Source organism: Caulobacter sp. GW821-FHT11E10 (genome assembly GCF_058808375.1).
On sequence record NZ_JBXARP010000006.1, the window covers coordinates 280,479 to 305,980 of the forward strand.

Annotated in this window: 25 protein-coding genes and 3 tRNA genes; 3 read left to right on the forward strand and 25 right to left on the reverse strand. The window is 67.9% G+C overall.

Annotated elements, in window-relative coordinates:
- The first annotated feature begins 134 nt into the window (after window positions 1-134).
- Together AC1RRV_RS14525 and AC1RRV_RS14530 are read left to right on the forward strand one after the other, a co-directional pair.
- A complete protein-coding gene (locus AC1RRV_RS14525) occupies window positions 135-1,355 on the forward strand; it encodes a putative DNA modification/repair radical SAM protein (RefSeq protein WP_492860363.1) in 1,221 nt (406 codons plus the stop codon).
- The gene (locus tag AC1RRV_RS14530; protein ID WP_492860364.1) at window positions 1,355-2,791 is read left to right on the forward strand and encodes a UdgX family uracil-DNA binding protein; all 1,437 of its coding nucleotides are present in this window, start codon (window positions 1,355-1,357) and stop codon (window positions 2,789-2,791) included. Before AC1RRV_RS14525 ends, AC1RRV_RS14530 begins: the two co-directional genes overlap by 1 nt.
- 51 nt (window positions 2,792-2,842) lie before the next feature.
- On the opposite strand, the gene AC1RRV_RS14535 is transcribed toward AC1RRV_RS14530, so the two are convergent.
- From AC1RRV_RS14535 to AC1RRV_RS14635, 21 genes are all read right to left on the reverse strand, one after another.
- Window positions 2,843-3,370, reverse strand: coding sequence for a hemerythrin domain-containing protein (locus tag AC1RRV_RS14535; protein WP_492860365.1), 528 nt, complete (start codon window positions 3,368-3,370; stop codon window positions 2,843-2,845).
- Window positions 3,371-3,503: 133 nt separating this feature from the next.
- Window positions 3,504-3,701, reverse strand: a complete 198-nt coding sequence (locus tag AC1RRV_RS14540) for a hypothetical protein (protein ID WP_492860366.1) — start codon at window positions 3,699-3,701, stop codon at window positions 3,504-3,506.
- 53 nt (window positions 3,702-3,754) lie between these two features.
- Complete coding sequence (locus AC1RRV_RS14545) at window positions 3,755-5,482, reverse strand: ATP-binding protein (protein ID WP_492860367.1); 1,728 nt, start codon at window positions 5,480-5,482, stop codon at window positions 3,755-3,757.
- Window positions 5,479-6,054: a TOL_0243 family YfiR-like periplasmic protein gene (locus AC1RRV_RS14550; RefSeq protein WP_492860368.1), complete on the reverse strand. Its 576-nt coding sequence runs from the start codon at window positions 6,052-6,054 to the stop codon at window positions 5,479-5,481. Before AC1RRV_RS14550 ends, AC1RRV_RS14545 begins: the two co-directional genes overlap by 4 nt.
- Window positions 6,042-7,952 (reverse strand): TOL_0244 family TonB-dependent receptor, encoded by a 1,911-nt coding sequence (locus tag AC1RRV_RS14555; protein WP_492860369.1) that lies wholly within the window; start codon window positions 7,950-7,952, stop codon window positions 6,042-6,044. The genes AC1RRV_RS14550 and AC1RRV_RS14555 overlap by 13 nt, the downstream gene beginning before the upstream one ends.
- A 146-nt stretch (window positions 7,953-8,098) precedes the next feature.
- Window positions 8,099-8,175: transfer RNA gene (locus AC1RRV_RS14560), tRNA-His, on the reverse strand.
- A gap of 164 nt (window positions 8,176-8,339) precedes the next feature.
- Window positions 8,340-9,071, reverse strand: coding sequence for an energy transducer TonB (locus AC1RRV_RS14565; protein WP_492860370.1), 732 nt, complete (start codon window positions 9,069-9,071; stop codon window positions 8,340-8,342).
- A 13-nt stretch (window positions 9,072-9,084) separates the two neighbouring features.
- Window positions 9,085-9,516, reverse strand: a complete 432-nt coding sequence (locus AC1RRV_RS14570; RefSeq protein ID WP_492860371.1) for a biopolymer transporter ExbD — start codon at window positions 9,514-9,516, stop codon at window positions 9,085-9,087.
- A 5-nt stretch (window positions 9,517-9,521) separates the two neighbouring features.
- The gene (locus AC1RRV_RS14575; protein ID WP_492860372.1) at window positions 9,522-10,418 is read right to left on the reverse strand and encodes a MotA/TolQ/ExbB proton channel family protein; all 897 of its coding nucleotides are present in this window, start codon (window positions 10,416-10,418) and stop codon (window positions 9,522-9,524) included.
- 576 nt (window positions 10,419-10,994) lie between these two features.
- Window positions 10,995-11,070: transfer RNA gene (locus AC1RRV_RS14580), tRNA-Phe, on the reverse strand.
- Between the two features lie 97 nt (window positions 11,071-11,167).
- A complete protein-coding gene (gene yacG, locus AC1RRV_RS14585; RefSeq protein ID WP_492860373.1) occupies window positions 11,168-11,341 on the reverse strand; it encodes a DNA gyrase inhibitor YacG in 174 nt (57 codons plus the stop codon).
- Window positions 11,338-12,429 (reverse strand): ribonuclease E/G, encoded by a 1,092-nt coding sequence (locus tag AC1RRV_RS14590; RefSeq protein WP_492860374.1) that lies wholly within the window; start codon window positions 12,427-12,429, stop codon window positions 11,338-11,340. Before AC1RRV_RS14590 ends, yacG begins: the two co-directional genes overlap by 4 nt.
- Window positions 12,426-13,019, reverse strand: a complete 594-nt coding sequence (locus AC1RRV_RS14595; protein ID WP_492860375.1) for a Maf family nucleotide pyrophosphatase — start codon at window positions 13,017-13,019, stop codon at window positions 12,426-12,428. Before AC1RRV_RS14595 ends, AC1RRV_RS14590 begins: the two co-directional genes overlap by 4 nt.
- Window positions 13,020-13,026: 7 nt before the next feature.
- Window positions 13,027-13,245, reverse strand: coding sequence for a translation initiation factor IF-1 (gene infA / locus AC1RRV_RS14600; protein WP_004617696.1), 219 nt, complete (start codon window positions 13,243-13,245; stop codon window positions 13,027-13,029).
- Window positions 13,246-13,342: 97 nt separating this feature from the next.
- The gene (locus tag AC1RRV_RS14605; RefSeq protein WP_492860376.1) at window positions 13,343-13,798 is read right to left on the reverse strand and encodes an arsenate reductase/protein-tyrosine-phosphatase family protein; all 456 of its coding nucleotides are present in this window, start codon (window positions 13,796-13,798) and stop codon (window positions 13,343-13,345) included.
- A gap of 4 nt (window positions 13,799-13,802) precedes the next feature.
- Window positions 13,803-14,282 carry a UPF0262 family protein gene (locus tag AC1RRV_RS14610; protein ID WP_492860377.1) on the reverse strand — a complete coding sequence of 160 codons (480 nt, stop codon included), beginning with the start codon at window positions 14,280-14,282 and terminating at the stop codon, window positions 13,803-13,805.
- 21 nt (window positions 14,283-14,303) lie between these two features.
- A complete protein-coding gene (gene hisD, locus AC1RRV_RS14615) occupies window positions 14,304-15,590 on the reverse strand; it encodes a histidinol dehydrogenase (RefSeq protein ID WP_492860378.1) in 1,287 nt (428 codons plus the stop codon).
- A 57-nt stretch (window positions 15,591-15,647) separates the two neighbouring features.
- Window positions 15,648-17,093, reverse strand: coding sequence for an NCS1 family nucleobase:cation symporter-1 (locus AC1RRV_RS14620; RefSeq protein ID WP_492860379.1), 1,446 nt, complete (start codon window positions 17,091-17,093; stop codon window positions 15,648-15,650).
- Between the two features lie 128 nt (window positions 17,094-17,221).
- Window positions 17,222-17,659, reverse strand: coding sequence for a DUF2948 family protein (locus AC1RRV_RS14625; RefSeq protein ID WP_492860380.1), 438 nt, complete (start codon window positions 17,657-17,659; stop codon window positions 17,222-17,224).
- A gap of 2 nt (window positions 17,660-17,661) precedes the next feature.
- A complete protein-coding gene (murA, locus tag AC1RRV_RS14630; RefSeq protein WP_492860381.1) occupies window positions 17,662-18,951 on the reverse strand; it encodes a UDP-N-acetylglucosamine 1-carboxyvinyltransferase in 1,290 nt (429 codons plus the stop codon).
- 111 nt (window positions 18,952-19,062) lie between these two features.
- Window positions 19,063-19,515 (reverse strand): hypothetical protein, encoded by a 453-nt coding sequence (locus tag AC1RRV_RS14635; protein WP_492860382.1) that lies wholly within the window; start codon window positions 19,513-19,515, stop codon window positions 19,063-19,065.
- Between the two features lie 89 nt (window positions 19,516-19,604).
- On the opposite strand from AC1RRV_RS14635, the gene AC1RRV_RS14640 reads away from it, so the two are divergent.
- Window positions 19,605-19,679, forward strand: a tRNA-Thr gene (locus AC1RRV_RS14640).
- A 229-nt stretch (window positions 19,680-19,908) separates the two neighbouring features.
- On the opposite strand, the gene AC1RRV_RS14645 is transcribed toward AC1RRV_RS14640, so the two are convergent.
- The 4 genes from AC1RRV_RS14645 to AC1RRV_RS14660 all read right to left on the reverse strand — a co-directional run bounded on the left by AC1RRV_RS14645 (window position 19,909) and on the right by AC1RRV_RS14660 (window position 25,486).
- Entirely contained in the window at window positions 19,909-20,700 is a 792-nt protein-coding gene (locus tag AC1RRV_RS14645; RefSeq protein WP_492860383.1) for an acid phosphatase, read from the reverse strand.
- A 76-nt stretch (window positions 20,701-20,776) separates the two neighbouring features.
- Entirely contained in the window at window positions 20,777-23,872 is a 3,096-nt protein-coding gene (locus AC1RRV_RS14650; protein ID WP_492860384.1) for a TonB-dependent receptor domain-containing protein, read from the reverse strand.
- 79 nt (window positions 23,873-23,951) lie between these two features.
- Window positions 23,952-24,890, reverse strand: a complete 939-nt coding sequence (locus tag AC1RRV_RS14655) for a FecR family protein (RefSeq protein WP_492860385.1) — start codon at window positions 24,888-24,890, stop codon at window positions 23,952-23,954.
- Window positions 24,887-25,486: an RNA polymerase sigma factor gene (locus AC1RRV_RS14660; RefSeq protein ID WP_492860386.1), complete on the reverse strand. Its 600-nt coding sequence runs from the start codon at window positions 25,484-25,486 to the stop codon at window positions 24,887-24,889. The genes AC1RRV_RS14655 and AC1RRV_RS14660 overlap by 4 nt, the downstream gene beginning before the upstream one ends.
- Window positions 25,487-25,502: the final 16 nt, after the last annotated feature.

Below are 25,502 nucleotides of genomic sequence, written 5' to 3' on the forward strand. Positions count from 1 at the left end.
CGGGATAATTCTGGGAGGCGGACATCCCAAGTGTCCGCCTCCCGACGCTTCTATTCACGCGCGATGTTGCGCCCTGCGCCAGCTTCGCGCGTGAAGACTATCTAGAACAAATCAAGAACGATAACGTGCCGCGCATGGCCGTTCTCGATCTCAGGCGCAAGCTCGCCATCCTCTCCGACGCCGCCAAGTACGACGCCTCGTGCGCATCGTCCGGCGCCGAGAAACGCAATTCCTTAGACGGCCAGGGCGTGGGCTCGACCGAGGGCATGGGCATCTGCCACGCCTATGCGCCCGACGGCCGGTGCATCAGCCTGCTGAAGATCCTGCTGACCAACTTCTGCATCTACGACTGCGCCTACTGCATCAATCGCGTGTCTTCGAACACGCCCCGGGCGCGCTTCTCGGTGAAGGAGGTCGTCGACCTCACGCTCAGCTTCTACAAGCGCAACTACATCGAGGGCCTGTTCCTCTCGTCGGGGGTCATCCGCACGGGCGACTACACGATGGAGGCCATGGTCCGGGTGGCGAGATCGCTGCGGCTGGACCACGACTTCCGAGGCTACATTCATCTCAAGCTGATCCCCGAGGCCTCGCCCGAACTGGCGGCCGAGGCCGGGCTCTACGCCGACCGCGTGTCGATCAATATCGAGCTGCCGCGCGATGACAGCCTCAGGGCCCTGGCGCCTGAGAAGAGCCCAACCGACATCAAGCGGGCCATGGGCCGCATGCGCCTGGCGATCGAGGATCGGGCCGAACCCGCGAAGAAGGCAGGGCGGCGGACCTTCGCCCGCAGCCAGTCGACCCAGTTGATCGTCGGCGCCGACGAGGCTCGGGACGGCGATATCCTGGCCCGCAGCGCCACGCTTTACAGCGCCTATCGCCTTGGGCGCGTCTACTATTCCGCCTTCAGTCCAATCCCTGACGCCAGCCATCGCCTGCCCCTGGCGCGGCCGCCCCTGCTGCGCGAGCATCGCCTGTACCAGGCCGATTGGTTGATGAGGTTCTACGGCTTCGAACGACCCGAGATTGTCGCCGAGGGCGAGGACCTGGATCTCACCGTCGATCCCAAGACCGGTTGGGCGCTGAAGAACCGCGCAAGGTTCCCGGTGGACGTCCAGACCGCCGACCGCGAGACCCTGCTGCGCGTACCCGGCCTCGGCGCCAAGGCCGTCGAGCGCATTCTCGCCGCCCGCCGGGTGGCGGCCCTGACCTTAGCCGATCTCAAGCGGGTCGGGGCCGTCCTCAAGCGCGCCAAGGCCTTCCTGGTCACGGCTGACTGGACGCCCGGGGCGCTGACCGATCGCGAGAGCCTGAAGGCCGCCCTGGTCCAACCCCAGCAGCTGAGTCTCTTCTGATGCGGGTTGTACGCCTGGCTTCCGAGATTGACTTCACGGGTTGGCGAACGGCCGCTCGGATGCTGAGGGCCGAAGGCGTGGCGCCGCAAGCGGTGGTCTGGACCGTGGAACGGGAGCTATTCGACCTGGATGCCGCCCCGGCCGCTCCATCCGGCAAGATCGGCGACTTCACCGTCCCCGCCGCCTTCGTCGAGCTGGCCGAGCAAGTAATCCTGCACCGCGCGCCGGACCGCCTGGCCCTGCTCTATCGCATCCTCTGGCGGCTGGAGCGCGAGCCGCGCCTGGTCGAGAACCCGGCCGATCCCGACATGGCCCGCGCTCGCGACATGGCCAAGGCCGTCAGCCGCGCCGCCCACAAGATGAAGGCCTTCGTCCGCTTTCGCCTGGTCGAAGGCGCGGAAAACGAGACCTACGCCGCTTGGTTCGAGCCGGCCCATCGGGTTACGGAGGCCGTCGCGCCGTTCTTCGCGCGCCGCTTCACCAACATGGATTGGACGATCCTCACTCCCGATGCGTGCGTGGCTTGGGATCGCGAGCGGCTGACGGTCTCCGAAGGCGCCGATCCCGCCGATGCGCCGTCCGAGGACGCCCAGGAAGAGCTGTGGCGCACCTACTACGCCTCGATCTTCAATCCGGCTCGCCTCAACCCCCGCCAGATGCGCCAGGAGATGCCGAAACGCTACTGGCGGAACCTGCCGGAGGCGCGGCTCATTCCCGACCTGATCGAAACCGCCCAGGACCGCGCCGCCGCCATGGTCGACGCCCGACCTCGCCGCCCCTCGGAGCGCGAGCTGAAAGCCGCCCTGCGGCACACGCGTGATGCTTCCTATGGCCAAGGCGCGCCGACGACCCTGGACGAGGTCGACGCCGGCGTGCAGGTCTGCCGTCGCTGCGACCTGTGGCGCGACGCCACCCAGGGCGTGCCGGGAGAAGGCGCCGCCCGCGCGGCGTTGATGTTCGTCGGCGAGCAGCCCGGCGATCTGGAAGATCTGGCGGGCCGCCCCTTCGTCGGTCCCGCCGGCCAGGTGTTCGACAAGGCGCTGGCCGAGGCCGGCGTTCCGCGCGACCGAACCTTCGTCACCAACGCCGTGAAACATTTCAAGCACGAGGTCCGTGGCAAGCGGCGGATCCACAAGACGCCAGACCGGGACGAGGTCACCGCCTGCCGTTGGTGGCTGGACGCCGAGCGCCGGTTGGTGAGGCCCCGGGTGATCGTAGCCCTGGGCGCGACGGCGGCGCTCGCGGTGATCGGCAAGGCGACGCCGATCGGGGCGAACCGGGGAAAGGCGCTGCAGCTGGCCGACCAGGCGCAAGGCCTGGTGACCTATCACCCGTCGTTTCTGCTGCGCGTTCCCGATGAGGAGACTCGGGCGCGGGCCTATGCCGAGTTCGTCCAGGATCTGCGCCTGGCGGGCAAGCTGGCTGACCTCACATAGCAAAACGCCCGGCCACCAGGACCGGGCGTTCGCCGTGTAGCCGTCGAAGGTCTAGTGCGCGGACTTGCCGGCCATCTGGGCCATCAGCTCTTCCTTGCGGGCCTTGAGGCGCTCGCCCATGGCCTCGAGGTCCTCGTCGCCCTTTTTGGCTTGCGAGAACAGGCCGCCGGGCTGCTCCTCTTCCTTGACGTGGTGCTTGATGTACTCGCTGAGCACCTTGACCTTGGCGTCGTAGAATTCTTCGCCGGGCTTCATCGCCTCGATCTCGGCGATCAGCTTCTTGGCCCCGTCGTGCTCGACATAGGCTTCGTCCAGCAGGTCGTCCTCAACTTCGCCGCGGCTTTCCGGATAGAGGATCTCTTCCTCGATCTGAGTGTGAACCTTGAGGGACAGGGCGATCTTGCTGAACAGAGCCTGTTTCTCGGCGTCGCTCTCCAGCTGTTCGTACTCGTCGAACATCGCCTCCACCTCGCGGTGGTCCTTCTTCAGCAGGCTGATCGCCAGCGGATCACGGCGGGCGGTGCGGCGCGTGCGGCGCGGCTTGGTGGATTTGGTCGTGGTCTTCGAAGGGGCTGCCATGGGTGTTTCTCCTGAACCTGTTCCGCCAACCAACTCCCTTGTCGCGCTTCGCGTTCCAAACGCGGGAAACTCTTGAATGAGAAGCGTTTTCAATGTCGGGCGACCGACAATCGACCGCCCGACATGGTTTGGGTCAGCGATCCTGGACGTTGCCCGAGTGGGTCGTGTTCTGACGCAGATTGCCGTGACGGCCCTGCTCTTCCAGGTTCACGTCGGCGTTGCCGGGGTCGTCGGACTGAAGGCCGTCCTGGCGGCCGCCGCGCCCTTCGATATCGGGCTTCTGGCCCTTGAAGGCGCGCTGTTCGGGCGGGATCGGGGGGGTCTTGGACATGGAAGTCCTCCTCTGGGCTGCTGTCTTCAACCCATCCCCGGCGGAGGCGGTTCCTAAGTCCCCGTTCGCGCGCTGGTGAGCGCGGTGTCGAGTTCGATGGCCAAGGCCTCGATCCGATACGGCTTGATCAGCACCCGTCGTCCCTCGTTGGCGGCCGCGGCGGCGGCGGCGCTGTACCCCGTGGTCAGGATCACCGGCAGCTCGGGCCGCAGACGGGTGATATCCCGCGCCAGGTCGAGGCCGCCGACATCGCCGGGCATCACCATGTCGCTGAACACCAGGTCGAAGCCGACGTCGGCTCGCAAGACTTCGAGCGCCGCCAGAGCGTCGCCGGCCCGCCTCACGTCGTAGCCCAGCTCGCGCAGCATCTCCTCGACCAGTTGCGCCACGCTGTCATCGTCCTCGACCAGCAGGATGCGGTGACGCTTCGATCTCGCCGAGGTGGTCGGCGCGACGACCGCGACCTCGGTTACCGGGGCCTTGGTCGAGCGCGGAAGGCGCAGCCAGACGGTGGTGCCCTCCCCCTGCTTGCTATCCACGCCCGCCTCGCCGCCGGAGGCGCGCGCAAAGCCGTAGACCTGCGACAGGCCCAGTCCCGTCCCCTTGCCCACGGCCTTGGTGGTGAAGAACGGCTCGAACAACCGGCTCAGCATCTCCGGCGCCACGCCGACGCCGGTGTCGCGGATCGATAGCCGGATCGCGTCGCCGGCCCCTTCGGGACGCCCTGACGGTTCGTTGCGGCCCTCAATCGTGATCACCCCGCCGTCGGGCATGGCGTCGCGGGCATTGAGCGCGATGTTGAGGACAGCGACCTCCAACTGGGAGGCGTCGACCTCCACCCGCCAGAGGTCCGCCGCCAGCTTTACCTCGACCGTCACGTCCTCGCGCAGGGAACGATCCAGCAGAGCGTGCATCCCGGCCATCCGCTCACTGATGTCGACCACCTCGGGTTTCAGCGGCGAGCGGCGCGAGAAGGCCAGCAACTGCTGGGTCAGGCTGGCGCCGCGATCGATGGCTTGGCGGATGCCCTGGCGCAGACGATCACGCCGGGTCGGGTCGGTGGTCCGCTCCAGCAGATCCAGGCCGCTGGAGGCCACCATCAGCAGGTTGTTGAAGTCGTGGGCCACGCCGCCGGTCAGTTGGCCCATGGCCTCCATCTTCTGCGACTGGCGCAGGGCGTCCTCGGCCTTCTCGCGCTCGCGAATCTCGGCGCGAAGCTTGCGATAGGCCTCGCCCTCGCGGGCGTTGGCCGCGCCCATCACCGCCACCAGCAGGGCGGCCATGACGATCAAGAGCGCGAAGCCGGCATAGCGCATGGCCCGGCGCGCCGGCGATTCCAGCACCGAACGCAGATAGACCGATCCGAGAACCGTCTCGCCCTCGGTCACCGGATGGGTGACCACCAGGCGCGCGCCGTCGTTGCGGGGCGGGCCGACAGCGTTACGGGCGGGAAGCCCCGGCCCCGATCGCACGAAACCGGCCATCAGCCGTCCCTGCATGTCGTAGGCTCCGACCGCCTCGACATCGGGGTTGGAGCTCTGGGCGGCCACATATTCCCGCGTGGCGGCGCGGTCGTCGAAGGCCAGAGGGGCGGCGACGCTGCCGGCCAGGATCCGGGCCTGCACCTGCGCCTGCCGCGCCCGCTCCTGCTGGCTGAGGCTCTCGTTGTAGACGGCCATGCCGAACGCCGCCGCGACGATGGCGACCGCCAGGCCCACGGCGATGGAGACCGTCAGGACCGGGCGCGCCGGGCGATGGTCCAGGGGCTTGGAGTCGCTCATCGCCCGTCTCCCTTCTTGGACGTCGACAGGGCCTGGAGCTTTGAGCTCAGGACCAGTCCGCCCGCCTGGACCGCATCGCCGCGGATCTCGAACCGGACCCGGTCGTCGACGATCACGAACTGCACCATCGCCCCCTTCGCGCTCAGACCCTGATCGGCGACGGTGAGCACGGGTTGTCCGGCCACCGCGGCGAGCATCTGCTGCGGCGTCTGCAGGCGGGACCGACCCAGGAACAACAGATGACACGCCGCCCCCTTGGCGACGGTCTGCAGCCGCACGACGGCGACCGGATGGTCTCCCACATGGCGACCACGAACGATCTGGTCGACCGCCGCGCCAAACGGGTCCTGCCCGGCGACGCACAGGTTGAACGGGCTGGTCGAGGCCTCGAACGCCTTGGGGGGCCATTCGATGAACGGCGTGAACTTGTAGAGGTAGTTGGCCTTCACGGCGTACTCGAGCGACGCGTCCCCCGCCCTCGCCGGCCCCGCCAGGACGACGCAGAGCGCCAGGCCGGCGGCCAGCCCGCCAAGCGGCCTGCCTCGCGTTATGTCTGAACCTAGAACCGCCATTGCAGATCCACGCTCAGGGCGCGGGGGATCTCTGTCCCCTGCGGATACTCCGGATGTCGGTCGTGCAGCAGATTGCGGCCAACCAGGGCGATCTCGGCCCGGTCATTCACCGCCCAGGCCAGGCGGCCGCCCAGCTCGACATAGGACGGCGTGCGCGGCGTCGGCAATTCAGCGACGTAGCGCAGGTCGGCGTGCAGACTGACCGCGGTCGACAGGTCCATGGACGAGCGCAGGAAGGCTTGCCCACTCGGGTCGTCGCCCGCCTGGGCCGCGCCGAGTATGCCGCTGGAGCCCGGCTTGAACTTCAGGCGCTTGGTCAAGGCCGTGGCGCCGGCCGACATCCGCCACCAGGCCTGGATCCTGTACTCGCCCCAGACCTCCACGCCCTGAACGTGGCCGGCCATGCCATTGCCCCAGCGCAGGGGCAGGAATCCGGCCGGCGCGACCTCGATGCTGCGTAGGTCACGATAGGCGCTGTAGTAGGCCGACACCGACACGTAGGCGCGGTCGCCGGGCTTGAACCGCGCGCCGATCTCGTAAGCCGTCAACTTCTCGGGCCGGATGTCCGGACCGCCGACCAGGAAGTCCGCCCCGCCCAGCCTCTCGACTACGTCGCTGTCGAACGGAGTCACCGCCCGGACGCCCCGCGAGACCGCAGCCCACAGGCTCACGGCCTCGGCGGCGCGCCAGTTGAGACGCGCATTGGGCAGCCATTGCGCGCCGGCGTAGGGACCGTTCTCGACCTTGAGGCCCAGGGTAAGGTTGGCCCGTTCGCTCAGCGCCAGACTGTCCTGCACGAAGACATTGTAGAGCTTCAGGGTCCGCGCCGCGGGCCGAAACAACAGGCTCTCCGTCCCACGAATGTCATAGCGGCTGACCCGTGCGCCACCGCCCCAGACCCACTGATGGCGCCCCCGCGCGACGGCATGCTGCAGATCAAGGTCGTAGGTGTTCAATCCGAAGGCTCCGCCCCCGGACGTGGCCCGACGATTGTGGTCGTAATAGGCCTGGACCTGAAGGGATGAACCCTCGCCTTCACGCCGCCAGCGGGCCATGAGGTTGCGGCCCGAAATGTCTTCGCGCGCGCCGGCGCCCTGATCCCCCGCGCCGTCGTAGCGGTCGCCGGACAGGGTCAGACTGTCGCCGTCGCCCAAGGCCCAGTCGGCGCGAAAGCCACCCTGGGCGCGACGGAAGGCGTCTCCCGCCGGAGCTCCGGAGGCTGTCCGTGTCGCGTCAAGGCGGGCGCCCCGCGCATAGACGCGGAAAGCTCCGGCGGCGCCCAACCGGCCACCGTAGCGGGCGCTGGCGCTCCGCCCCTGATTGCCGACCCGGCCCTGCAGATAGAGCCCCTGTGTCTCCTCCGCGGACCGGGTCGTGATGTTGATCACGCCATTCACAGCGTTGGCGCCCCACAGTGTTCCACCGGGACCGCCGACCACTTCGATACGGTCCAGATCGACGGGCAGGACCTCCTGCATGTCCCAGTAGACGCCGGAATAGAGCGGCGAGTAAACGCTTCGCCCGTCGATCAGCACCAGCAGCTTGTTGGGGAAATTCTGGGCCTCGGGATTGCCGTTCAGGCCTCGGGCGCTGATCGCGTAGCCCGCCGCGCCCCTTTGCGCGACCTGGAGGTTGGGGGCCAGGCGCAGCAACTCGGGCAAGCTGTCGGCGCCGAAGCGCAAGGCCTCCTCGCGGCCGATCCGATAGACCGCCGCGGGAGCGTCCATCACGCTCTCCGCCCGCTTGGAGACCGAAGTGACCTGGACATCGCCCAGTTCCTCGATCGACAGATCCGCAAGATCTCGGGGCGCGTTCTGGGCGTGGGCGATCCCGGTCGATGCGATCTGGAAAAGCACCGCCACGCCGGCCTGAACCAGGCGCCTACCACCAGCCCACATACGCCGTTCCCCGTTCACGAGTGGGGAACGCTTTAGCGTCGCTGTTCGATCCGTCCACGGCGATCTTTTTTGTCGGGTAGCCGCCATAGGCAAGGCGGAAACGCAAAAAGCCCGGGGCGAACCCCGGGCTTTTCTGTGGTCTGCGATGGTACCGCCTCTCAGGCTTGAACTGAGGACCTCCGGTTCCACAAACCGGCGCTCTAACCAACTGAGCTAAGGCGGCGCATCGCGAGGGAGTGTCTTTAGTCGGACCGGCTTCCCGGATCAAGCGCCGAAACACCCTCTTTCCAAAGGAAAATGCGCGCGTTCTCGTTTGCCGTTTCCAAAGGAAAACGCCCCGGAGCCGAAACTCCGGGGCGCTTCTTTGTTTTCGCCGTGATCCAGGCCCTATTGCGGGACTTGGAACACCAGCGGGACGGTCACCTGGCCACCATCGACGGGCGCGCCGTCGAGGGTCTTCGGCTTCATCCGGAACAGGCGCGACAGACGCAGAGCCGCGTCGCCGAAGCCCATGTCCGCGGGCGATTCCGAAACCACCGAGCAGCTTTCCAGCGTGCCCTTGGCGGTCACGGTGCACGAGATCGTCGCGCGACCGCTGACTTCCATCCGCTGAGCACGGTCCGGGTAGTACCGGGCCATGTCATCGCCGGAGGGCTTGCGGGCCCAGTCCGGACGCGTGATCACCGAGGCGCGAGCCGGCGGGTTCGACGGCACCGGAGGCACCGAGGAGATCACCGGCGGAGCCGTCTGTTCCACCCGCTTTTCAACGGGGGGGATCGGCAGCGGCGGCGGCGGCGTCACGTCCGGTGGCGGAGCCACCGGGGGACGCGGCTGCACCACGGCCGGAGGCGGCGGCGGCTCATTGGTCGGCGGCGGCGGCGGAGGAGGCGGGGGCGGCGGCGGCGGAGGCGGAGGAAGCTCCACATCCACGGCGTCGTCCGAGTACTCCTGGAACACCGCTTCGAACTTCTGCTTCGCGAGGTACGCGAAGAGCAATCCGTGCAGACCGCAGACCACGACTAGCGCGACACCGAACGGGCCGAGGCCCTTCTTGCGACGCGGACCTTCCGAAGTGAGCGGATCGTAGTGGCGATGCTCGGGCGTTTGTTGTTCAGCCATGCAGCACCCCTACCTAGCTATCATCCCGTCCAACGAGAGCAACGCTGTAGAAGCCATTATCCTGGAGAGTGTTCATCACTTCCATGAAAGCCCCGTAGCGAACCTTTTCGTCGGCCCGGATGAAGATGCGCTCCTTGGACGGGTCACGTTTGCCAATATTCTTGGCAATGTCCTGCCCCATGGAGTCTATCGAGGTCTCGAAGTCCCCGATGTAGACTTTGCCCGACTCCTGGATCGAGATGTAAACCGGCTTCGGCGGGTTAGGAGATGCTTTCGCCACCGCCGCGGGCAGGTTCACTTCGATCGACACGGAGGCGAGCGGAGCCGCCACCATGAAGATGATCAGGAGCACCAGCATGACGTCCACAAAGGGCGTGACGTTGATGTCGCTGTTCTGCTCGACGTTGAACCTGTCGCCCCCACCGCCTGAGAGTTTGGCGGCCATGGATGTTACGCCCCCTTGTCGAGCTGACGCGAGATGGCGTTCATCAGTTCAGCAACGAAGCCTTCCGAGCGGGTGCCGTAACCCGAGATGCGGGTCTGGAAGTAGTTGTAGAAGATAACGGCCGGAATAGCGGCGAACAGACCGATACCGGTGGCGAGCAGGGCTTCAGCGATACCCGGCGCCACGACGGCGAGGTTGGTCGTGTTGGTGTTCGCGATGCCGATGAACGACGTCATGATGCCGTAAACCGTACCGAACAGACCGATGAACGGACCAGCCGAACCGACCGAGGCCAGGAACACCATGCCGCCGCCCAGACGCTTGGCCAGCGAGGCTTGCACCGCGTTGATGGCGTAGGTGGCGCGGCCCAGCGTCGAGTCACGGTGCTCGCCGGCGACAGCCAGACCAGCTTGACGCGACAGTTCGACTTCCTGCGAGGCGGCGGCGGCCATGTCGGCCATCGGGTTGCCTTCGAATTCTTCCGACGAGCTGATGCGCGCGATATCGGCGATCGAGCGAGCGCCGCGGAAGGCTTCCAGGAACTTGTCCGACTGCTTGTTCAGGGCGTTGAACTCGAAAATCTTGGTGAGCAGCAGCACCCACGAGAAGACCGAGGCCAGCAGCAGGCCGATCATGACGACCTTAACGACGGCGCCGGCTGCCAGGAACATGCCGACCGGGGTCAGCGAGTGGCTGGCTTTCTTCTCGCCGCCTTCTTCGGCGGGAGCGGCTTCCGGAGCCGGAGCAGCGGCGGCGTCAGCGGCCGGAGCGGCGGGGGCGGCGGCTTCCGAAGTCGCGGGGGCCGGAGCCGCGGCGTCTTGGGCGAAAGCCGGGGCGCTCGCCATCAGCGCGAGCGCGCCGACGAGAGCGATGAGGGGGGTCTTCCGTTTAATGTCGAGCATCTTTCGCCAGTTCCTGATTGGTCTAGCACGTTTGGACCGAGGGTCGTCGCGCGAGAGCGTCTCCACCCTAACTCTGAATAGCCCACCTGGAGGTAGATTGCTCTCCCAAACCTGGCGGACCCGCTTCGCTGCGCTCGACCCGTTACGCCCCTCACGAGGACCAAGCCCCAGAAGGATCGTTTCGAAGCGCGGGCAACCGACGCCCCGCGAAGGGCTCCGGTCTTACCGCAATGTTAGAATTGCGGCTGAGGTCCTTTGGCAACCCCTTTTCGCACCGTCAAGGGGATCATTTGGGCACAAATTCATCGTCGGGGCCCCGCGCCACCGGGCTTTACTGCGCTGCACAAAAGGGTTTTCCGGAAATAGGGGCGGTTTTTCCCTGATAACGAGAAAAACCATGCTGCATCGCAGCAAGGCAACAAAACGCTGGTCTGTGAAGAAAGGCGCCCGCCGACTTGGCAGATGGGAGCGGCGGTCCGACGGATCAACCGCCGCTGCGGCGGGAAACGCAAAACGGCCGGCCTGTGCGCAGGACGGCTCGAGAAGGCGTTCTAGCTTCCGAAAGGAAGAAGGTGGTGGTGCCTGGAGCCGGATTCGAACCAGCGACACGCGGATTTTCAATCCGCTGCTCTACCAACTGAGCTATCCAGGCATCCTGCTTTGGCGGTCGAAACCGCCTCGGCGACCTCGCCGTGCAGCGAGGAGCCGGGTCTATAGGTGAGGCCGAACGGGATGTCTAGCCTCGTTTTTCAATCCCTGTGGATGTCTTCCGACAGCGGATTTTCGTCGTCGCTCTCGCCGCCCGGGACGACATAGCGACCACTCAGCCAGCGCTGCAGATCGACGTCCGAGCAACGCTTGGAACAGAAGGGGCGGAAGCCGGTTTCGGCCGGCTTGCCGCAGATGGGGCACTTGCTGCTCATGCGGCGGACACCTCCAGGCGGTCGACGGGCCAGCCGGATTGGGCCTCGATCGCGAATCTGCGGCCCAGGCGCTCGGCCACGCCGGCGTCGAGCTCGCTCATGAAAGCTTCGGCCACGGCGGGCGCGCAACGCGCCGTCAGGCGACCGCCGGGATCCGCCCTGCCCTCACGCTCCAGGGCGCGCGCCAGGCGACGCGCCACGTAGCGAGGATGCGGCGCGCCGCCCACGGCCAGGAGCCGGTCGAGAATCGGCGGAGCGCGGCGCGGGACGATCATTTCCAGCGTGCCGAACTTGCTGATCGCCCCGATTCCCACACCGGGGTTATCCAGGATGAAAGCGTTGCGGGCCGCCGTCGTCAGGGCCTGACCGTCGTGGCCGCGACCGACGAGGTCGAAGACGATAATGCCTCCTAGCCCCTTCAAGCGCAGGACCCGCGCGGCGACGCTCAGCGCCGCCATGTTCGCCTGCCGCGCCGCCCGCTTCGAATCGGTCGATTCCCGCGCGCCCAGGTCCACGTCGATAGCCGTTAGGGCGCGCGTGGTCTCGACGGCGATGTCGCCGCCGCCCGGCAAGGCGAAGAGTGTGGCCAGGGCGTCGGCCTCGGCCTCCTCGACGGCGGGCAGGGCCTTGTCGCCCGTCGTGGGCGAGCCGGACTTCACATGGTGACGGAGGCGTTCCTCGATCGTGGGGGCCTGGGCCAGCACGCGAGGCTCGCCCTGCCCTTCGGCGACGAAGCGGGCGACGGCCGCCTTGCCGAGCCGCGAGGCGGTCTTGATCTCGATCTCGACGACTCCACCCTCGACGAGTGGCGGCATGTCCGGGCGCAGCGGCAGGATCACATCCTGGCCGCCGGGCAGTTGAACAAACGCCGAGGCGAAGGCCTTCTCGATCTTCTTGATGCGGGCGACGCCGCGCACGCCCTCGGCGTCCAGCGGGTCGTCGTCCGGCCAAGTCACAAACAGGCGCTCGGGGCGGCCATCCAGGGTCACCACCCCAACGGTCTCGCCGACTCCCTTGTAGAGATAGGCGCGCCTTTCGCTGGCGGGCTTGGCGGCGGCTGTCCTGTCGCCGAAGGTCTTGGCGTTCATGACCGGTACCCCAGTCCACTGAGCAAGTTCAGGGTCTCGTAGAGCGGCAGACCGACGACGCTGGGGTACGAGCCCTGCAGATCGGTAATGAAGCCGCCCGCCAGGCCCTGGACGCCGTAGCCGCCCGCCTTGCCCTTCCATTGGCCGCTGGCGACATAACCGTCGCGCTCGGCGTCGGACAGGCGCTTGAAGCCGACCCTGGTCTCGACCAGGCGCGAAGCCTCGCGCCCGTCCGGCGCGATCAGGGCCACGCCCGTCAGCACCTTGTGGTTCCGGCCCGACAGGAGCTTCAGGCAATAGAGAACGTCGGCCTCGGTCTCTGCCTTGGGCAGGATACGCCGGCCGACCGCGACCACCGTGTCCGCCGCCAGGACGAAGTCGCCGGTCGCCCGGGACGCGACCGCGCGCGCCTTCTCCCGCGCCAGGCGCAGGGCGTGGCGGCGCGGGGTCTCGTCGCGCAGCGGGGTCTCGTCGATGTCGGCTGGGTCGACCCGGTCGGGCGTTACGCCGACCTGGGCCAGCAGGTCGAGGCGCCGGGGGCTCGCGCTGGCCAGAACCAGCGACGGCTGGGCGGCCATTCGCGAAGCCATGGGCGTCCTACTTGAAGCGGTAGGTGATACGGCCCTTGGTCAGGTCGTAGGGGGTCATCTCGACCAGGACTTTGTCGCCGGCCAGCACGCGGATGCGGTTCTTGCGCATCTTGCCGGCGGTGTGGGCGATGATCTCGTGGTCGTTTTCCAGCTTCACGCGAAACGTGGCGTTCGGCAGCAATTCGCTGACCGTACCGGGAAACTCGAGCAGTTCTTCCTTAGCCATCAGGCCTCTCAAATGGACGAATCGGATAGCCGCGAGGCTACGCCCGACAGGGGTGTCGGGACGAGGGCCTTCGCGGCGAGGCGCCTCTATAACGCAATTACCCCCCGAACGTCGATGGCGCGCCGAAACGTTGCTTGATCTGCTCGGCCAAGGTGTCGCGAACCTCGCGATAGGCCTCCAATCGCGCTTCCCGCGAGCCGTCCACCAGCGTCGGATCGTGGGTAGGCCAGTACTCGATGTCGACGGCGCGATCTCGCGACAACTCGACCGCGCGGTGCTGGGCCTCGGGGGTCAGGGAGACCACGACGTCGAAGCTGTCGTCCTCCAGCTCGACGAACGTCTTGGGTTTGTGATCCGAGACGTCCAGACCCAGCTCGTCCATCACCACGATCACGAACGGGTCGATACCCTCCCCGGCCGGATCCGGCTTCAGCCCGCACGAGTCGACGAAGGCCCGCGTGCCGTAGAAGCGCTTGAACAGCCCCTCGGCCATCGGCGAGCGCACGCGATTGTAGTTGCAGGTGAACAACACCGCATCGGGCAGATCCGTCACCGAACTAACCCCGCCAGTGCAGGGCGCAGATCAGGGTGAACAGGCGGCGGGCGGTGTCGAGGTCGGTCTTGACCTTGCCGTCCAGGCGCTCGCGCAGGAGGCTCGAACCCTCGTTGTGCAGCCCCCGCCGCCCCATGTCCAAGGCCTCGATCTGCTGCGGCGTCGAGTTCCGGATGGCCGAGTAATAGCTGTCGCAGATCAGGAAATAGTCCTTGATCACCCCCCGGAAGGGCGACAGCGACAATAGGTGCCGGCGCTCGTAGTCCGGCCCTCTGATGTCGAAGGCCAGGCGGTTCTCGAGCAACGACAGGCGTATGTCGTAGGGACCAGCGCTCGCTTCCGCCGGCTCGAAATAATTGCCTTCGATCAGGTCGAAGATCGCGACCTGGCGCTCCTGCTCCTGGTCGCGCGAAGCGGCCGCGAGGCTGTCGTCGTCGATCTCGATCGACTTGATCTTATGGCTGGCGCGGTCGTCGGTGCTCATCTGCCGCGGGAGGTTCGCGCGTCAGTCGCCGGATGGCAACCTCACCGAAGCCGAGAGGGCGTGGGCGGGCAGCCCCTCGGCCGTGGCCAGGGCCACCGTGTGTGGCCCAAGAATGCCGAACGAGGCGGGGTCGCACTTCACGATCGAGGTGCGCTTGATGAAGTCGTAGATCGACAAACCCGACTGGAAGCGCGCCGCGCGGCTGGTCGGCAGCACGTGGTTCGAGCCGGCCACATAGTCGCCGATCGCCTCGGGCGTCAGGCGCCCCAGGAAGATCGCTCCGGCATGCCGCACGCGGTCGGAGAGCCGCTCGGGATTCTCCATGGTGAACTCGACGTGCTCGGGGGCGATGGCGTCGACCAGGGCCGGGCTCTCGTCCAGCGGGGCGATGATCACCGCGCCGTGGTCGCGCCACGAGGCGGCCGCGTCCACGCCGGTGGCCAGGGTCTTCAGGCGCTCGGTCACGGCGGCCTCGACGGCGGCGGCGAAGGCCTCGTCGTCGGTGATCAGGATCGATTGGGCGGCCGGGTCGTGCTCGGCCTGGCTCAGCAGGTCGGCGGCGATCCAGTCGGGATTGTTGGCGCCGTCAGCGACCACAACGATCTCGGAGGGACCGGCCAGGGCGTCGATGCCGACCACGCCGTACAGGCGGCGCTTGGCGGCGGTGACATAGGCGTTGCCGGGACCGACGATCTTGTCGACCGGCTGGATCGGACCCGCGCCATAGGCCAGGGCGGCCACGGCCTGGGCCCCGCCCACGCGCCAGATCTCGGTGACGCCGGCTTCCTTGGCCGCGGCCAGCACGGCGGGCTGCAGCTTGCCGGGCGGGGTGACCATGGCGATGCGGTCGACGCCGGCCACCTGGGCGGGCACGGCGTTCATCAGCACGGTCGAGGGATAGGCCGCGCGACCGCCCGGGACGTAGACGCCCACGGCCTCGATCGGCGTCCAGCGCCAGCCCAGCTCGACGCCGACCTCGTCGGTCCAGGCCTGGTCGGCCGGGCGCTGGCGGGCGTGGTAGGCGCGGATGCGGGCGGCGGCGAAGGCGATGGCCTCGCGCACGTCGGCGGGCGTCTCGGCGGCGCCCTGCTCGATCTCCTCGGCGGTGACGCGGATCGTCTCGGCGGTCAGCTCCACCTTGTCGAAGCGGCGGGTGTAGTCGAGCACGGCGTCGATGCCCTGGGTGCGCACGGCCTCCAGCACCTCGGCCGCGGCGGCGTCGACATCGGCCGGCGAGCCACGGCGCTCATCGAGGAAGGCCTTGAAGGCGGCGGCGAAACCGGGATCGGAGAAGGAGAAGCGGCGCATGGGCGCTTAAATGCGACTTTTGCGCCGGCAAGCAAGTCAGAAAGCCTGCAAGCGCCTCTACGCCCTGCCCCGCATCATCACCCCATAGACCGTCGCGGCGATCGCCAGGCCCACGAACCAGGCGTAGGTGTAGAGCCCTGTCCAGAACGCTCCCACGCCGCCGAACAGGTGCGGCGCGGCCGCCGCCAGGAAGCCCGGCAGGTTCGGCAGCACCCCCAGCACCAGCGCCACGAGCGCCGCCGGGTTCCAGCCGCCGCGATAGGCATAGGCGCCGTCCTTCGCATAGAGATCGTTCACGGCCAGCCGTGTCTTCCGCACCAGCCAGTAGTCGACGATCAGGATGCCGGCGATCGGCCCAAGCAGGGCGCCGTAACCGACCAGCCAGGTGAAGATATAGCCCTGGGTCGTCTCCAGCAGCTTCCAGGGCATGATCAGCACGCCGATCCCGGCCGTGATCCAGCCGCCGGTGCGATAGCTGATCTTGCTGGGCCAAAGGGCCGAGAAGTCGTAGGCCGGCCCGACCAGGTTGGCGGCGATGTTGCAGCATACGGTGTCGAGACTGATGATCAGCAGGCCCACCACCACCGCGATGCCGCCGATGTCGCCGGCCAGCTGAACCGGGTCCCAGATCGCCTTGCCAAAGACGATGGTGGTGGCCGAGGTCGTCACGACACTGACCAGGGCCAGCAGGCCCATCGGCGCGGGCAGGCCGATCACCTGGCCGATGATCTGATCCGACTGGTGGCGCGCGAACCGCGTGAAGTCAGGGATGTTCAGGGCCAGCGTCGCCCAGAAGCCGACCATGGCGGTCAGGGCGGGGGCGAAAGCGCTCCAGAACTGACCAGCCTTGGCGCCGCCGGCGTCGAAGGCCGAGGGCTGGTGCAGGATGGGACCCAGACCGCCGGCCTTGGACACCGCCCACCAGACCATCAGCACGCAGATCAGGATCTTGATCGGGGCGGTCCAAGTCTCCAGCTTGCGGACCGTCGTCAGCCCCTTGGTGACGAACAGCAGCTGAATGGCCCAGAAGACGAAGAAGGCCAGCAACTGCCCGGGACCGATGCCCAGGAACGGCAGCGGCGCGCCCTCCAGCTTCTTGCCGACGATGACGCCCAGCAGGGTCAGCAGCGCCCCGCCGCCGATCCAGGTCTGGATGCCGTACCAGCCGCAGGCGACGATGGCCCGGGCCACCGCCGGGATTCGCGCCCCCTTCCAGCCGAACGACGCCCGCGCCAGCACCGCATAGGGCACGCCCCAACGCGCGCCGGCATGGCCGATCAGCAGCATCGGGACCAACACGATAACGTTGCCCAGCAGCACGGTCAGCACCGCCTGCCCCGCCGACATGCCCTGCTCGATCAGCCCCGAGGCCAGCATGTAGGCCGGCACGCAGATGACCATGCCCAGCCACAGGGCCGCGAAGTGCCGCCAGCGCCAGGTGCGCTGGGCCTCGCTGGTCGGGGCCAGGTCCTCGTTCCACAGATCGCTGTCGGGCGCGCGCATGCGGCTCTCCGCGGGCGCATGCCTCTCGGGCCCGCGCCGGCCCCCGCCTCGACGCGAGGGAGGAGCTTAGGAGCGGTTCGCGCCGACTGGCAATCGGCGCAACGACGTTCTTGAAGTCGCCTAGTCGCCTAGTCGGCGTGGCCGGGCGTGCGCGGCGTGGCCCAGGGCTCCGAGACGTCGGCCAGGGCCACGTCCAGGCAGTCGACGGACAGGCGCATGTCGCCGCCGCCCGCGAAGGTCAGGGTGACGACGCCGGCCGGCGCCTCTTCGGCCGGGTCGAAGCTGATCGACAGCAGCTCGACCACCGCGCCCTTGGCGTCACGGCGCAGGTTGCGCGCCTGGACGCCGGACACGTCGCCGAACTGCAAGGCCGAGCGCACGCGCTCCTTGTTCTTGCCCTTGGCTTCCCAGCGGAAGCGGTTGCAGGCGAGGGTCAGGGTGCGGCCCTGAGCGTCCCAGCGGATGTCGCCGATCTTGGCCACCGCGTCCTGCAAAGCGGCCGATAGCACGCCGAGGTCCTCGGCGTCTTGGGCCAGCAAGCGCAGGGGTTTGCCAGTTTCGGCCATACTCAGAGCTCCGCTTCGCCGTCGCCCGCGATGCGGCGGACCTGGGCCCCACAGGCGCCCAGCTTCTCTTCCAGGCGCTCGAAACCGCGATCCAGGTGGTAGATGCGGCTGACCGTGGTCTCGCCACGCGCCACCAGGCCAGCGATCACCAAGCTGACCGAGGCGCGCAGGTCGGTGGCCATCACCTCGGCGCCTTCCAGCTGGGAGACGCCGCGCACGCGGGCCTCGCCGCCCGAGACCGAGATGTCCGCGCCCAGGCGCATCAGCTCGGGGGCGTGCATGAAGCGGTTCTCGAAGATGGTCTCGCGGATGCGGCTCTCACCGTTCGCGGTGGTCATCAGCGCCATGAACTGGGCTTGCAGGTCCGTGGCGAAGCCGGGGAACGGCGCGGTCTCGATGTCGACCGCGTTCAGGCGATCGCCGTTGCGGCGGATGATACAGCCGTCGACCGTGTGCTCGACGCTGGCGCCAGCCTCTTCCAGCTTGGCCAGCAGGTTGTCGATCAGGCCCGGACGGGCGTTGGTCAGGCGGACCTCGCCCCCGGCCATGGCGGCGGCCACGGCATAGGTGCCCATCTCGATCCGGTCGGGGATCACCGCATGCGTCGCGCCCCTCAGGCGGGCGACACCGGTGATGGTGACGGTCGGCGTGCCCGCGCCTTCGACCTTGGCGCCCATGGCGTTCAGGCATTCCTGCAGGTCGATCAGTTCCGGCTCGCAGGCGGCGTTGTGAATCACGCTGACGCCGTCGGCCAGCACGGCCGCCAGCATGGCGTGCTCGGTGGCGCCCACCGAGACGATCGGGAAGTTGATCTCCGCGCCTTTCAGGCCGCGCGGGGCCTGGGCGTAGACATAGCCTTCATGCAGGTCGATCTTGGCGCCCAGGGCCTCGAGCGCCTGCAGGTGCAGATCGACCGGACGCGCGCCGATGGTGCAGCCGCCGGGCAGCGAGACCTTCGCCTGGCCCGAGCGAGCGACCAGCGGACCCAGCACATTGAACGAGGCGCGCATCTGGCGGACCAGGTCGTAGGGCGCGAAACCGCTGACGATTTCCGGCGCATGCAGGACGGTCTGCTGGCCGGCGTCGCCGTCGCTCTCGACAACGCTGACGCCCAGGCGCATCAGCAGCTTGCCCAGGAACCGGGTGTCGGCCAGGCGCGGCATGTTCGTCAGGCGCAGCGGCTCGTCGGTGAGCAGGCTGGCCGCCATCAGCTTGATGGCCGAGTTCTTGGCGCCGCTGACCGGGATCGTCCCGTTCAGCCGCGCGCCGCCGGTTATGGCGATGCGATCCATTAGGTCCCTCGAACGCGCGGACGGAGGGTCGCCGCGCGGCTCACATGTGAGGGGCGGGTTCTATCCGTTGCAAGAGGGGTTGCAAGGCCCCTCTCCACTAATTTGGCGCCACTAAATCGGCGCTGACAGGTCGTACGGACGCTCGTCGTCCGGCCATCGCAGGTCGTGGGTCGTGCTGGCGAGGTCCAGGGCCACCTGCGCGAGGTCGATGGCCTTGCGCGTCGCCGCCAAGCCATCGCGCCCGAAAGCCACCTTGCCGCAGTCGGTGTCGAACTGACCGCCGTCGCCGCTCAGCCGCACGGCCACCGCCCAGTCCTCGCCGTCGGGATTCGGAAACGGCGCGGAAAGCTCGACCACAAGCTCGACCCGGCCTCCGTCGCGGTGACTTATCCCCAGCAGTTTGCGAACGGCGTTATAGGGTTTCGGCGCCGCTTCCGCCGCCGCGATCGCGAGGTCGAAATCGCCGGAACTCCCACGGGCGGCGGCTTTTCGCTTGCGCAGGTTGGTCCGGAGCGCTTCGGCGAGCTTGGCTTCGCGGGTCGTCTTGTCGTCGCTGATCGGCATGCGTCGGAGGTGCGGCGACAAAGATCACCGGTCAAGGTGATTTAGGGCTTTGCATCTGCGATTCTCCTCGCTATACGCCCCTCCTCTTCGCCGCGGTAGCTCAGTGGTAGAGCGCATCCTTGGTAAGGCTGAGGTCCAGGGTTCGAGTCCCTGTCGTGGCACCATCGGGGTCCAAAGCAATTCAAGCTTTGGGCCCCGACCACATCGCGAAGAGAATTCCATCTGATAGCGCATAGCGCTCTAAGCGCCCTCGCCGAGGGCGAAGGCCGCTGCTGTAGACGCAACAGCCGCGCACAAGTGCGCGCCTTACCCGCACCGCGAGGTTCGCCTGGCCATCGCAGGCCGGGCTCAAAGCCGAAATGAATGATCGTCCGTCAGGCCGACGCCGGGGTCCTAGCCCACAGGCTGAGGCTGGCGCGCCCGGCAGGTCGCCACGCGCGCGGCGTCGCCGGTCCGCTCGGCCCGGGCGCAGGCGAAGTCCTCCTGGAACTCCGGCGTCGCCTTCACACGCTCATAGACGGCCGTGGCCATCAGGCGGCCGGCCTCCACGTCGGAGGGGAAGTGGGCGCCGCAAATCACGCGACTGTCGCCATAGGCCACGCCGCGCCGCAGAACCTCTCCCGCCCGCTCGGGGGCGAGGTCCGCCAGGGCCAGGGCGGCGGTCCAGCCATAGGCCGAGTGGCCCGACGGATACGAGGTGCGCTTGCTGAGATCCGGATCAGGATCCGGCGCCGCCTTGCCGCAGACCCGCGTCAGCTTCATCACCTGATAGGGCCGGGCCCGCTGATAGACGTCCTTGGCGGCGAACACCGGACGCCCCACCGTGCGCTCAAGCCGGTTCAACAGCCGGATCGTGAACGGCAGGCTGGCGCGCTCCAGCTTGGCGCCGAAGGCTTCGGAGAACCGGTCATAGAGCCGATCGGCGTCGGCCTCGGCCTCGCGCCAGCGTTCCGGCGAGGTCTCTTTCTGCCGCTTCAGCACGGCCATGGCGTCGTCGAAGGCGATAGCCTCCCCCTCCCCCGGCGGGCCGGCCAGCACATTGAACACCAGGGCCTCGTCCTTGAGATAGGGCGTGAAGGTCTTGCGATCCTTGGCCTCGGGCGTCTCCCATTCGGGCGAGCCGGCCGAGGCCGAACCGGCGGCGACCAGCAGGGCCAGGACGAGCGAAATCGTGGGTCGAGCCATGGGCGTCTCCCGTATGCGGACGATGCTGTGAAGAGGGGCGGCCGGAGCGAGGGGCTGCTCCGGCCGCGACGGCGCGTCAGTAGTCGAACTGGAGGCCGAGGGTGAAGGCCCGTCCCGCCACGCCGTAGATGGAGCTGTAATTGTAGGCGTTGCCGCTGTCGGTGCCGTCCGGCAGGAACGGGCCGTACTTGTCGAACACGTTGGTCACCGCCCCGAACACGCGGAACCGGGGGTTCTTCACGTCGGGCGCGTATTTGAAGCTGAAGTCGTTCCGCCAGTAGGCGTCGACGTTCAAATACAGCGGATCGGTGAAGCCCGATTGCTGGGCCAGAGCCAAGCGCTCGTTGCTGTCGACGACCTTGCCGATGTAGCGGGTCGACCACTGCAGGTTCCAGCGGCTGTTGCGCCAGGCCAGGCTGGCCTTGGCCTCGTTCTTGGCCGTCCCGATCTCGCCGATGTCCTCGGACCGCTCGACGCTGGTGATGCCGTTGAACTCGGTCGAGAGCTCCAGGCGGCGGCTGTAGTTGATCTTGGCGGTGAACTTGCCCGGCACGTTCCAGCGGTCGAGGTCGAAGCGCCAGATCGCCGCCACGTCCACGCCGCGCGCCCGCAGCGCGTTCAGGTTCTGCTCCTGGTTCAGGATGCGAACCAGCTGGCCCGAGCTGTCGCGCGTGATGGTGGCGCAGAAGGCGTTGTTCAGGCCCGCCGGATCCGAATAGCAGCCCAGCAGCAGGCTGGGGTTGCTGAGCGAGGCGATCACGTCGCTGACCTTGATGTCGTAGTAGTCGACGCTGGTCTGCAGGCCCGGCAGGAACGATGGCGTATAGACGAAGCCGAGCGTGACGGTGTCGGCTGTTTCCTCGTGCAGGTTGGCGTTGCCGCCGTTGGGCGCCTTGATCGAGGTCGAGACCTGCCGGAACGTATGGTCGGCATTGGCCGCGATCGCCGCGGCGATGGCCGCGTTGGCCCGGCAGTTGGTGGCGATCACCCCCGTGGTCGTCGCGTTCACGCCCGAACAGACGTCGACGACCGTATCGGCGTCGTCACGCGGCGGCGAATAGAGCTCGCTGGTGTCCGGCGCGCGTTGGGCCCGCGACCACTCGGAGCGGACCCGCAGGTCCCTGAACGGCGACCACTGCACCCCGGCCCGGTAGCTGGCGGTCTTGTCGACGGCGTCGAGATTGTACTTGGCCAGGCGGGCGGCGGCGTTGACGCTGAGCCGGTAGACGCCCGGCAGGTCCTTCAGGATCGGAAACGAGGCCTCCGCGAAGACCTCCTTGGCCTTGATCACCCCGCTGTACTCCGGGATGTAGGACGAGCTGCCGAGGCCGTTCTGGACGAGCGGATCGGTGGTGGTGCGGGTCTTGTCGCGGCGGCTCTCGAAACCGAAGGCGGCCTCCACCGGACCGGCCGGCAGGTTGAACGCCGTGCCGGCCATGTAGCCTTCCAGCGTGTCCTGGCGGTTTTGCGGGTGGTACCAGGTGTTGGCCCGGATGTAGTTGGCCATCTCCGGCGTGATCGAATTGACCCCGAAGATGTTCAGCGGCACGCAGCCGTCGGCGCGGGCGGCCGCGCTGCGGCACTGGATGACGCCGGTCGAGGTCCGCTCGCTGTCGAGCGCCCAGGACACCCGCTGCAGATTGACGGTGTTGCCCCGGATCTGCAGGCCGTCGAACTCGCCATAGCCGTAGGTCAGCTTCCAGTCCCAGTCGGCGAAGGCGTGGCCTTCCAGGCCCAGCCACCCGCGCAGGGTCTCGCGCTCGTTGTAGATCCGGTTGTCGCCGACCTCGACCAGGCGGCGGCGGAAATCGATGCCCGAGCTTGAGGCGGCCGCCTTGATCTCGGCGGGAGCGAACGGGTTCAGGGTGCGCGAGATGCGGCCGACCGTGAACTCGTCATTGATCCCGAAGGTCGTCGAATTGCTGAACGAATAGGGTTCGCGCGAGGAGTCCGTCGTCACCTTCGAATAGAGGAACTGGCTCCACAGCTTGAGGTTCTCGGTGACGTCGTAGCTGACCTTCACCGCGCCGTTCAGCGTGTCGCGCGGGGTGATCAGCACGCCGCGCGTCCGGTTCTCGAAGCCGTCCGTGGCCGTGACGAAGTTCGGGCGCAGGCCGGTTTGGTCGTAGAACCAGCGACCGCTGATGAACCGGCCCCCGGGCGTATTGGTCGACAGGTCCGGCGCGGTGACCGTGTTGGTCGACTGCGAATAGATCAGCGACTGGGTCGCGAAGTCGCGCTGGGTCGCCATCAGGCGAAACTGGCGATCAAAGGTGATCCCGGCCATCACGTAGAGGCGGTCGTTCAGCAGGCGCTTGCCCGCGCCGACCGAATATTCCAGCGACTCGCCGCCACCGTGGTCGGTCGTGCCGCCGACGACCCGCAGCCGCAGACCGTCGAGGCGGCGTTCGGTGATGATGTTGACGACGCCGGCGATGGCGTCCGAGCCGTAGACGGCCGAGGCGCCGCCGGTGGTCACTTCGACCCGGTCGACGAAGAACTCGGGAATGGAGCTGAGGCTGACCGCGTTCTTGTTGCCGGCGTTGGACACGGTGCGGTGGCCGTCGATCAGCGTCAGGGTGCGATTTTCACCGAGGTTGCGCAGGCTGACGGTCGAGAGGCCGTTGGCCTGGGTCGCGGTCTGGCTGTTGGTCAGGGCCACGGCCTGGTCGACGCCCGGCATGTCCTCCAGCGCCTCGGCCAGGTCCATGTAGCCCTGCTCGAGGATGTCGTCGCGGTCGACGGCGATCACCGGCGTCGGGGCGTCGAAGGTCGTGGCCTTCAGGCGCGAGCCGGTGACGACCACCTCCTCGACCAGCTCGGCCTGCTCCACGGGCGCGTCGGCCTGGGCCGACGGACGGCCCGCCTCCTTGACGATGGCGATCGCGCCGGAGCGGTCGCGGCGCACGGAAAGGCCGGTGCCGGCCAGGATGCGCCGCAGCGCCTCTTCACGCTCCAGCGATCCATGCGCCCCGGCCGTGGCCGCGCCGCGCACGTCGTCGACGCGATAGACCAGCTGCACGCCGGTCTGGCGCGCGAAGGCGTCCAACGCGCCCTTGAGGTCGCCCCCGGGAATATCGAACGCCCGCACCTGCGCCATCGCGGCGCCGGCCATCACCAGCGCGCAGACGCCGCCCGCCAGCGCGGCCTTCAAGAACCTAGTCCGAACCATGATTGCTCGTGCCCCTCTCGGGGCTCTTTGTCGGCCCCCGAGACCTGAGACAAGCCGTCGAGAAAATCCCGTAACGTCGTCAGCTGGAAATCTTCACCGTATCGCCGTCGTCCTCGATCTTCAGGCCGTAGGCCTCCTGCAGCAGGCGGGCGAAGGCCTCGACATTCTCGGCCTCGAAGCTGCCGCCGATCCGCATGGCGGCGGCCTCCGGATCCTCGACGACGAGCTTCTTGCGATTGTAGCGATTGAATTCGGCGGCGGCGGCGGCCAGGGTCGACTGGTCGAACGACAGCAGGCCCTGGCGCCAGACCAGGGCGTCGGCCACGCGGCCGGCGTCCTTGGTGACCAGTGTCGAGCGTCCCTCGGCGATCAGGCGATCCCCGCGCGTCAGCACCGGCGGGGCGGCGCTGTCGCCGGTATTGACCCGGACCCGTCCCTCGACCACGTCGACCTCGATCCGATCGCCCTCGCGGCGCACCGAGAACTTGGTGCCCAGCACGGTCACCTGCCGCTGGCCGACATGGACCACGAAGGGACGACCGGCGTCGTGAGCGACCTCGAAATAGGCCTCGCCGCGATCCAGCCAGACATCGCGCGTCTTGGTGGAGACAGCGGCGCGCAGCTGGGTCTGGGTGTTCAGTTCGACCCGGGTTCCGTCCGCCAGCGGCACGGCCTCGTGGCCGCCGATCGCGGTCGTATAGGTCTGGCGGCCCATCTGGCCTACGAACGGCGTGGCGATGGCGACCAGCAGGCAGGCGGCCAGGGCGCCGATGACAGCGGGGCGACGCCAGGCGGGCGCGGCGCGCGAGGTCACGCTCGGCGCATGGGGCGCACGAAGCGCCGACAGGCGATCGGCCTGGCTCCAGCCGTGCTCCAGCCGCCAATAGGCCATGCGGTGCAGCGGATCGGCTTCGATCCAGGCGTCCAGGGCCTGCTGGTCGGTCGGCGACCAGTCCTCGGCCTCGCGGCGCAGCAGCCAGCGGGCGGCGACGTCCTCAATGTGGGCGGCGTTGCTCATGAGCGCGTCTCCCCACGTCCACGGCCGATCGCGCGGCGCGCCTCGGAACCGCGCTTGATGCGGCCGCTGCCGCCCATCATGAAGTCGACCAGCGCGCGCATGCCGTGAACCATCTGCTGCTCGACAGTGTCGATCCCGACATTGAGCTGGGCCGCCACCTCCTTGGTCGACAACCCCTCGATCTTGCGCAAGGTCACCACCTGCCGGCAACGCGGCGGCAGGCGCTCCAGCCCCTCGCGCACGCGACGCAGTTCGTCGCGCGCCGACAGATGGCGATCCGGCGTCATCAGGTCCACGGCGATGGGTGAGGTCTCCAGGTCGGCGACATGTTCGAACGATACGATCTGGGCCCGCTTGGCGGTGTTGATCAGGTGGTTGCGCGCGGTGGTGAACACGAAGGCCTTGGCCTGCAACGGCAAGCGCTCGCGCGCGGCGTTGTAGACCTTGGCGTAGACCTCCTGGCGCAGGTCGGCGATGTCCGCCTCGTTGCGCCAGTTGCGACGGATGTAGCGCGTCAGGGCCGCCTCCAGCGGGAAGACCTCCCGGAAGAACCACGCCTTCAATGTCGTGTCGTCGATCATCGCGCGCTTGGCCACCTGCCCCAGGACCGTC

Bases quoted from the DNA above. Each gene is read 5' to 3' on its own strand.
- AC1RRV_RS14525 (WP_492860363.1), top strand. From the start codon at position 135: ATGGCCGTTCTCGATCTCAGGCGCAAGCTCGCCATCCTCTCCGACGCC.
- AC1RRV_RS14530 (WP_492860364.1), top strand. From the start codon at position 1,355: ATGCGGGTTGTACGCCTGGCTTCCGAGATTGACTTCACGGGTTGGCGA.
- AC1RRV_RS14535 (WP_492860365.1), bottom strand. From the start codon at position 3,370: ATGGCAGCCCCTTCGAAGACCACGACCAAATCCACCAAGCCGCGCCGC.
- AC1RRV_RS14540 (WP_492860366.1), bottom strand. From the start codon at position 3,701: ATGTCCAAGACCCCCCCGATCCCGCCCGAACAGCGCGCCTTCAAGGGC.
- AC1RRV_RS14545 (WP_492860367.1), bottom strand. From the start codon at position 5,482: ATGAGCGACTCCAAGCCCCTGGACCATCGCCCGGCGCGCCCGGTCCTG.
- AC1RRV_RS14550 (WP_492860368.1), bottom strand. From the start codon at position 6,054: ATGGCGGTTCTAGGTTCAGACATAACGCGAGGCAGGCCGCTTGGCGGG.
- AC1RRV_RS14555 (WP_492860369.1), bottom strand. From the start codon at position 7,952: ATGTGGGCTGGTGGTAGGCGCCTGGTTCAGGCCGGCGTGGCGGTGCTT.
- AC1RRV_RS14565 (WP_492860370.1), bottom strand. From the start codon at position 9,071: ATGGCTGAACAACAAACGCCCGAGCATCGCCACTACGATCCGCTCACT.
- AC1RRV_RS14570 (WP_492860371.1), bottom strand. From the start codon at position 9,516: ATGGCCGCCAAACTCTCAGGCGGTGGGGGCGACAGGTTCAACGTCGAG.
- AC1RRV_RS14575 (WP_492860372.1), bottom strand. From the start codon at position 10,418: ATGCTCGACATTAAACGGAAGACCCCCCTCATCGCTCTCGTCGGCGCG.
- yacG (WP_492860373.1), bottom strand. From the start codon at position 11,341: ATGAGCAGCAAGTGCCCCATCTGCGGCAAGCCGGCCGAAACCGGCTTC.
- AC1RRV_RS14590 (WP_492860374.1), bottom strand. From the start codon at position 12,429: ATGAACGCCAAGACCTTCGGCGACAGGACAGCCGCCGCCAAGCCCGCC.
- AC1RRV_RS14595 (WP_492860375.1), bottom strand. From the start codon at position 13,019: ATGGCTTCGCGAATGGCCGCCCAGCCGTCGCTGGTTCTGGCCAGCGCG.
- infA (WP_004617696.1), bottom strand. From the start codon at position 13,245: ATGGCTAAGGAAGAACTGCTCGAGTTTCCCGGTACGGTCAGCGAATTG.
- AC1RRV_RS14610 (WP_492860377.1), bottom strand. From the start codon at position 14,282: ATGAGCACCGACGACCGCGCCAGCCATAAGATCAAGTCGATCGAGATC.
- hisD (WP_492860378.1), bottom strand. From the start codon at position 15,590: ATGCGCCGCTTCTCCTTCTCCGATCCCGGTTTCGCCGCCGCCTTCAAG.
- AC1RRV_RS14620 (WP_492860379.1), bottom strand. From the start codon at position 17,093: ATGCGCGCGCCCGACAGCGATCTGTGGAACGAGGACCTGGCCCCGACC.
- AC1RRV_RS14625 (WP_492860380.1), bottom strand. From the start codon at position 17,659: ATGGCCGAAACTGGCAAACCCCTGCGCTTGCTGGCCCAAGACGCCGAG.
- murA (WP_492860381.1), bottom strand. From the start codon at position 18,951: ATGGATCGCATCGCCATAACCGGCGGCGCGCGGCTGAACGGGACGATC.
- AC1RRV_RS14635 (WP_492860382.1), bottom strand. From the start codon at position 19,515: ATGCCGATCAGCGACGACAAGACGACCCGCGAAGCCAAGCTCGCCGAA.
- AC1RRV_RS14645 (WP_492860383.1), bottom strand. From the start codon at position 20,700: ATGGCTCGACCCACGATTTCGCTCGTCCTGGCCCTGCTGGTCGCCGCC.
- AC1RRV_RS14650 (WP_492860384.1), bottom strand. From the start codon at position 23,872: ATGGTTCGGACTAGGTTCTTGAAGGCCGCGCTGGCGGGCGGCGTCTGC.
- AC1RRV_RS14655 (WP_492860385.1), bottom strand. From the start codon at position 24,890: ATGAGCAACGCCGCCCACATTGAGGACGTCGCCGCCCGCTGGCTGCTG.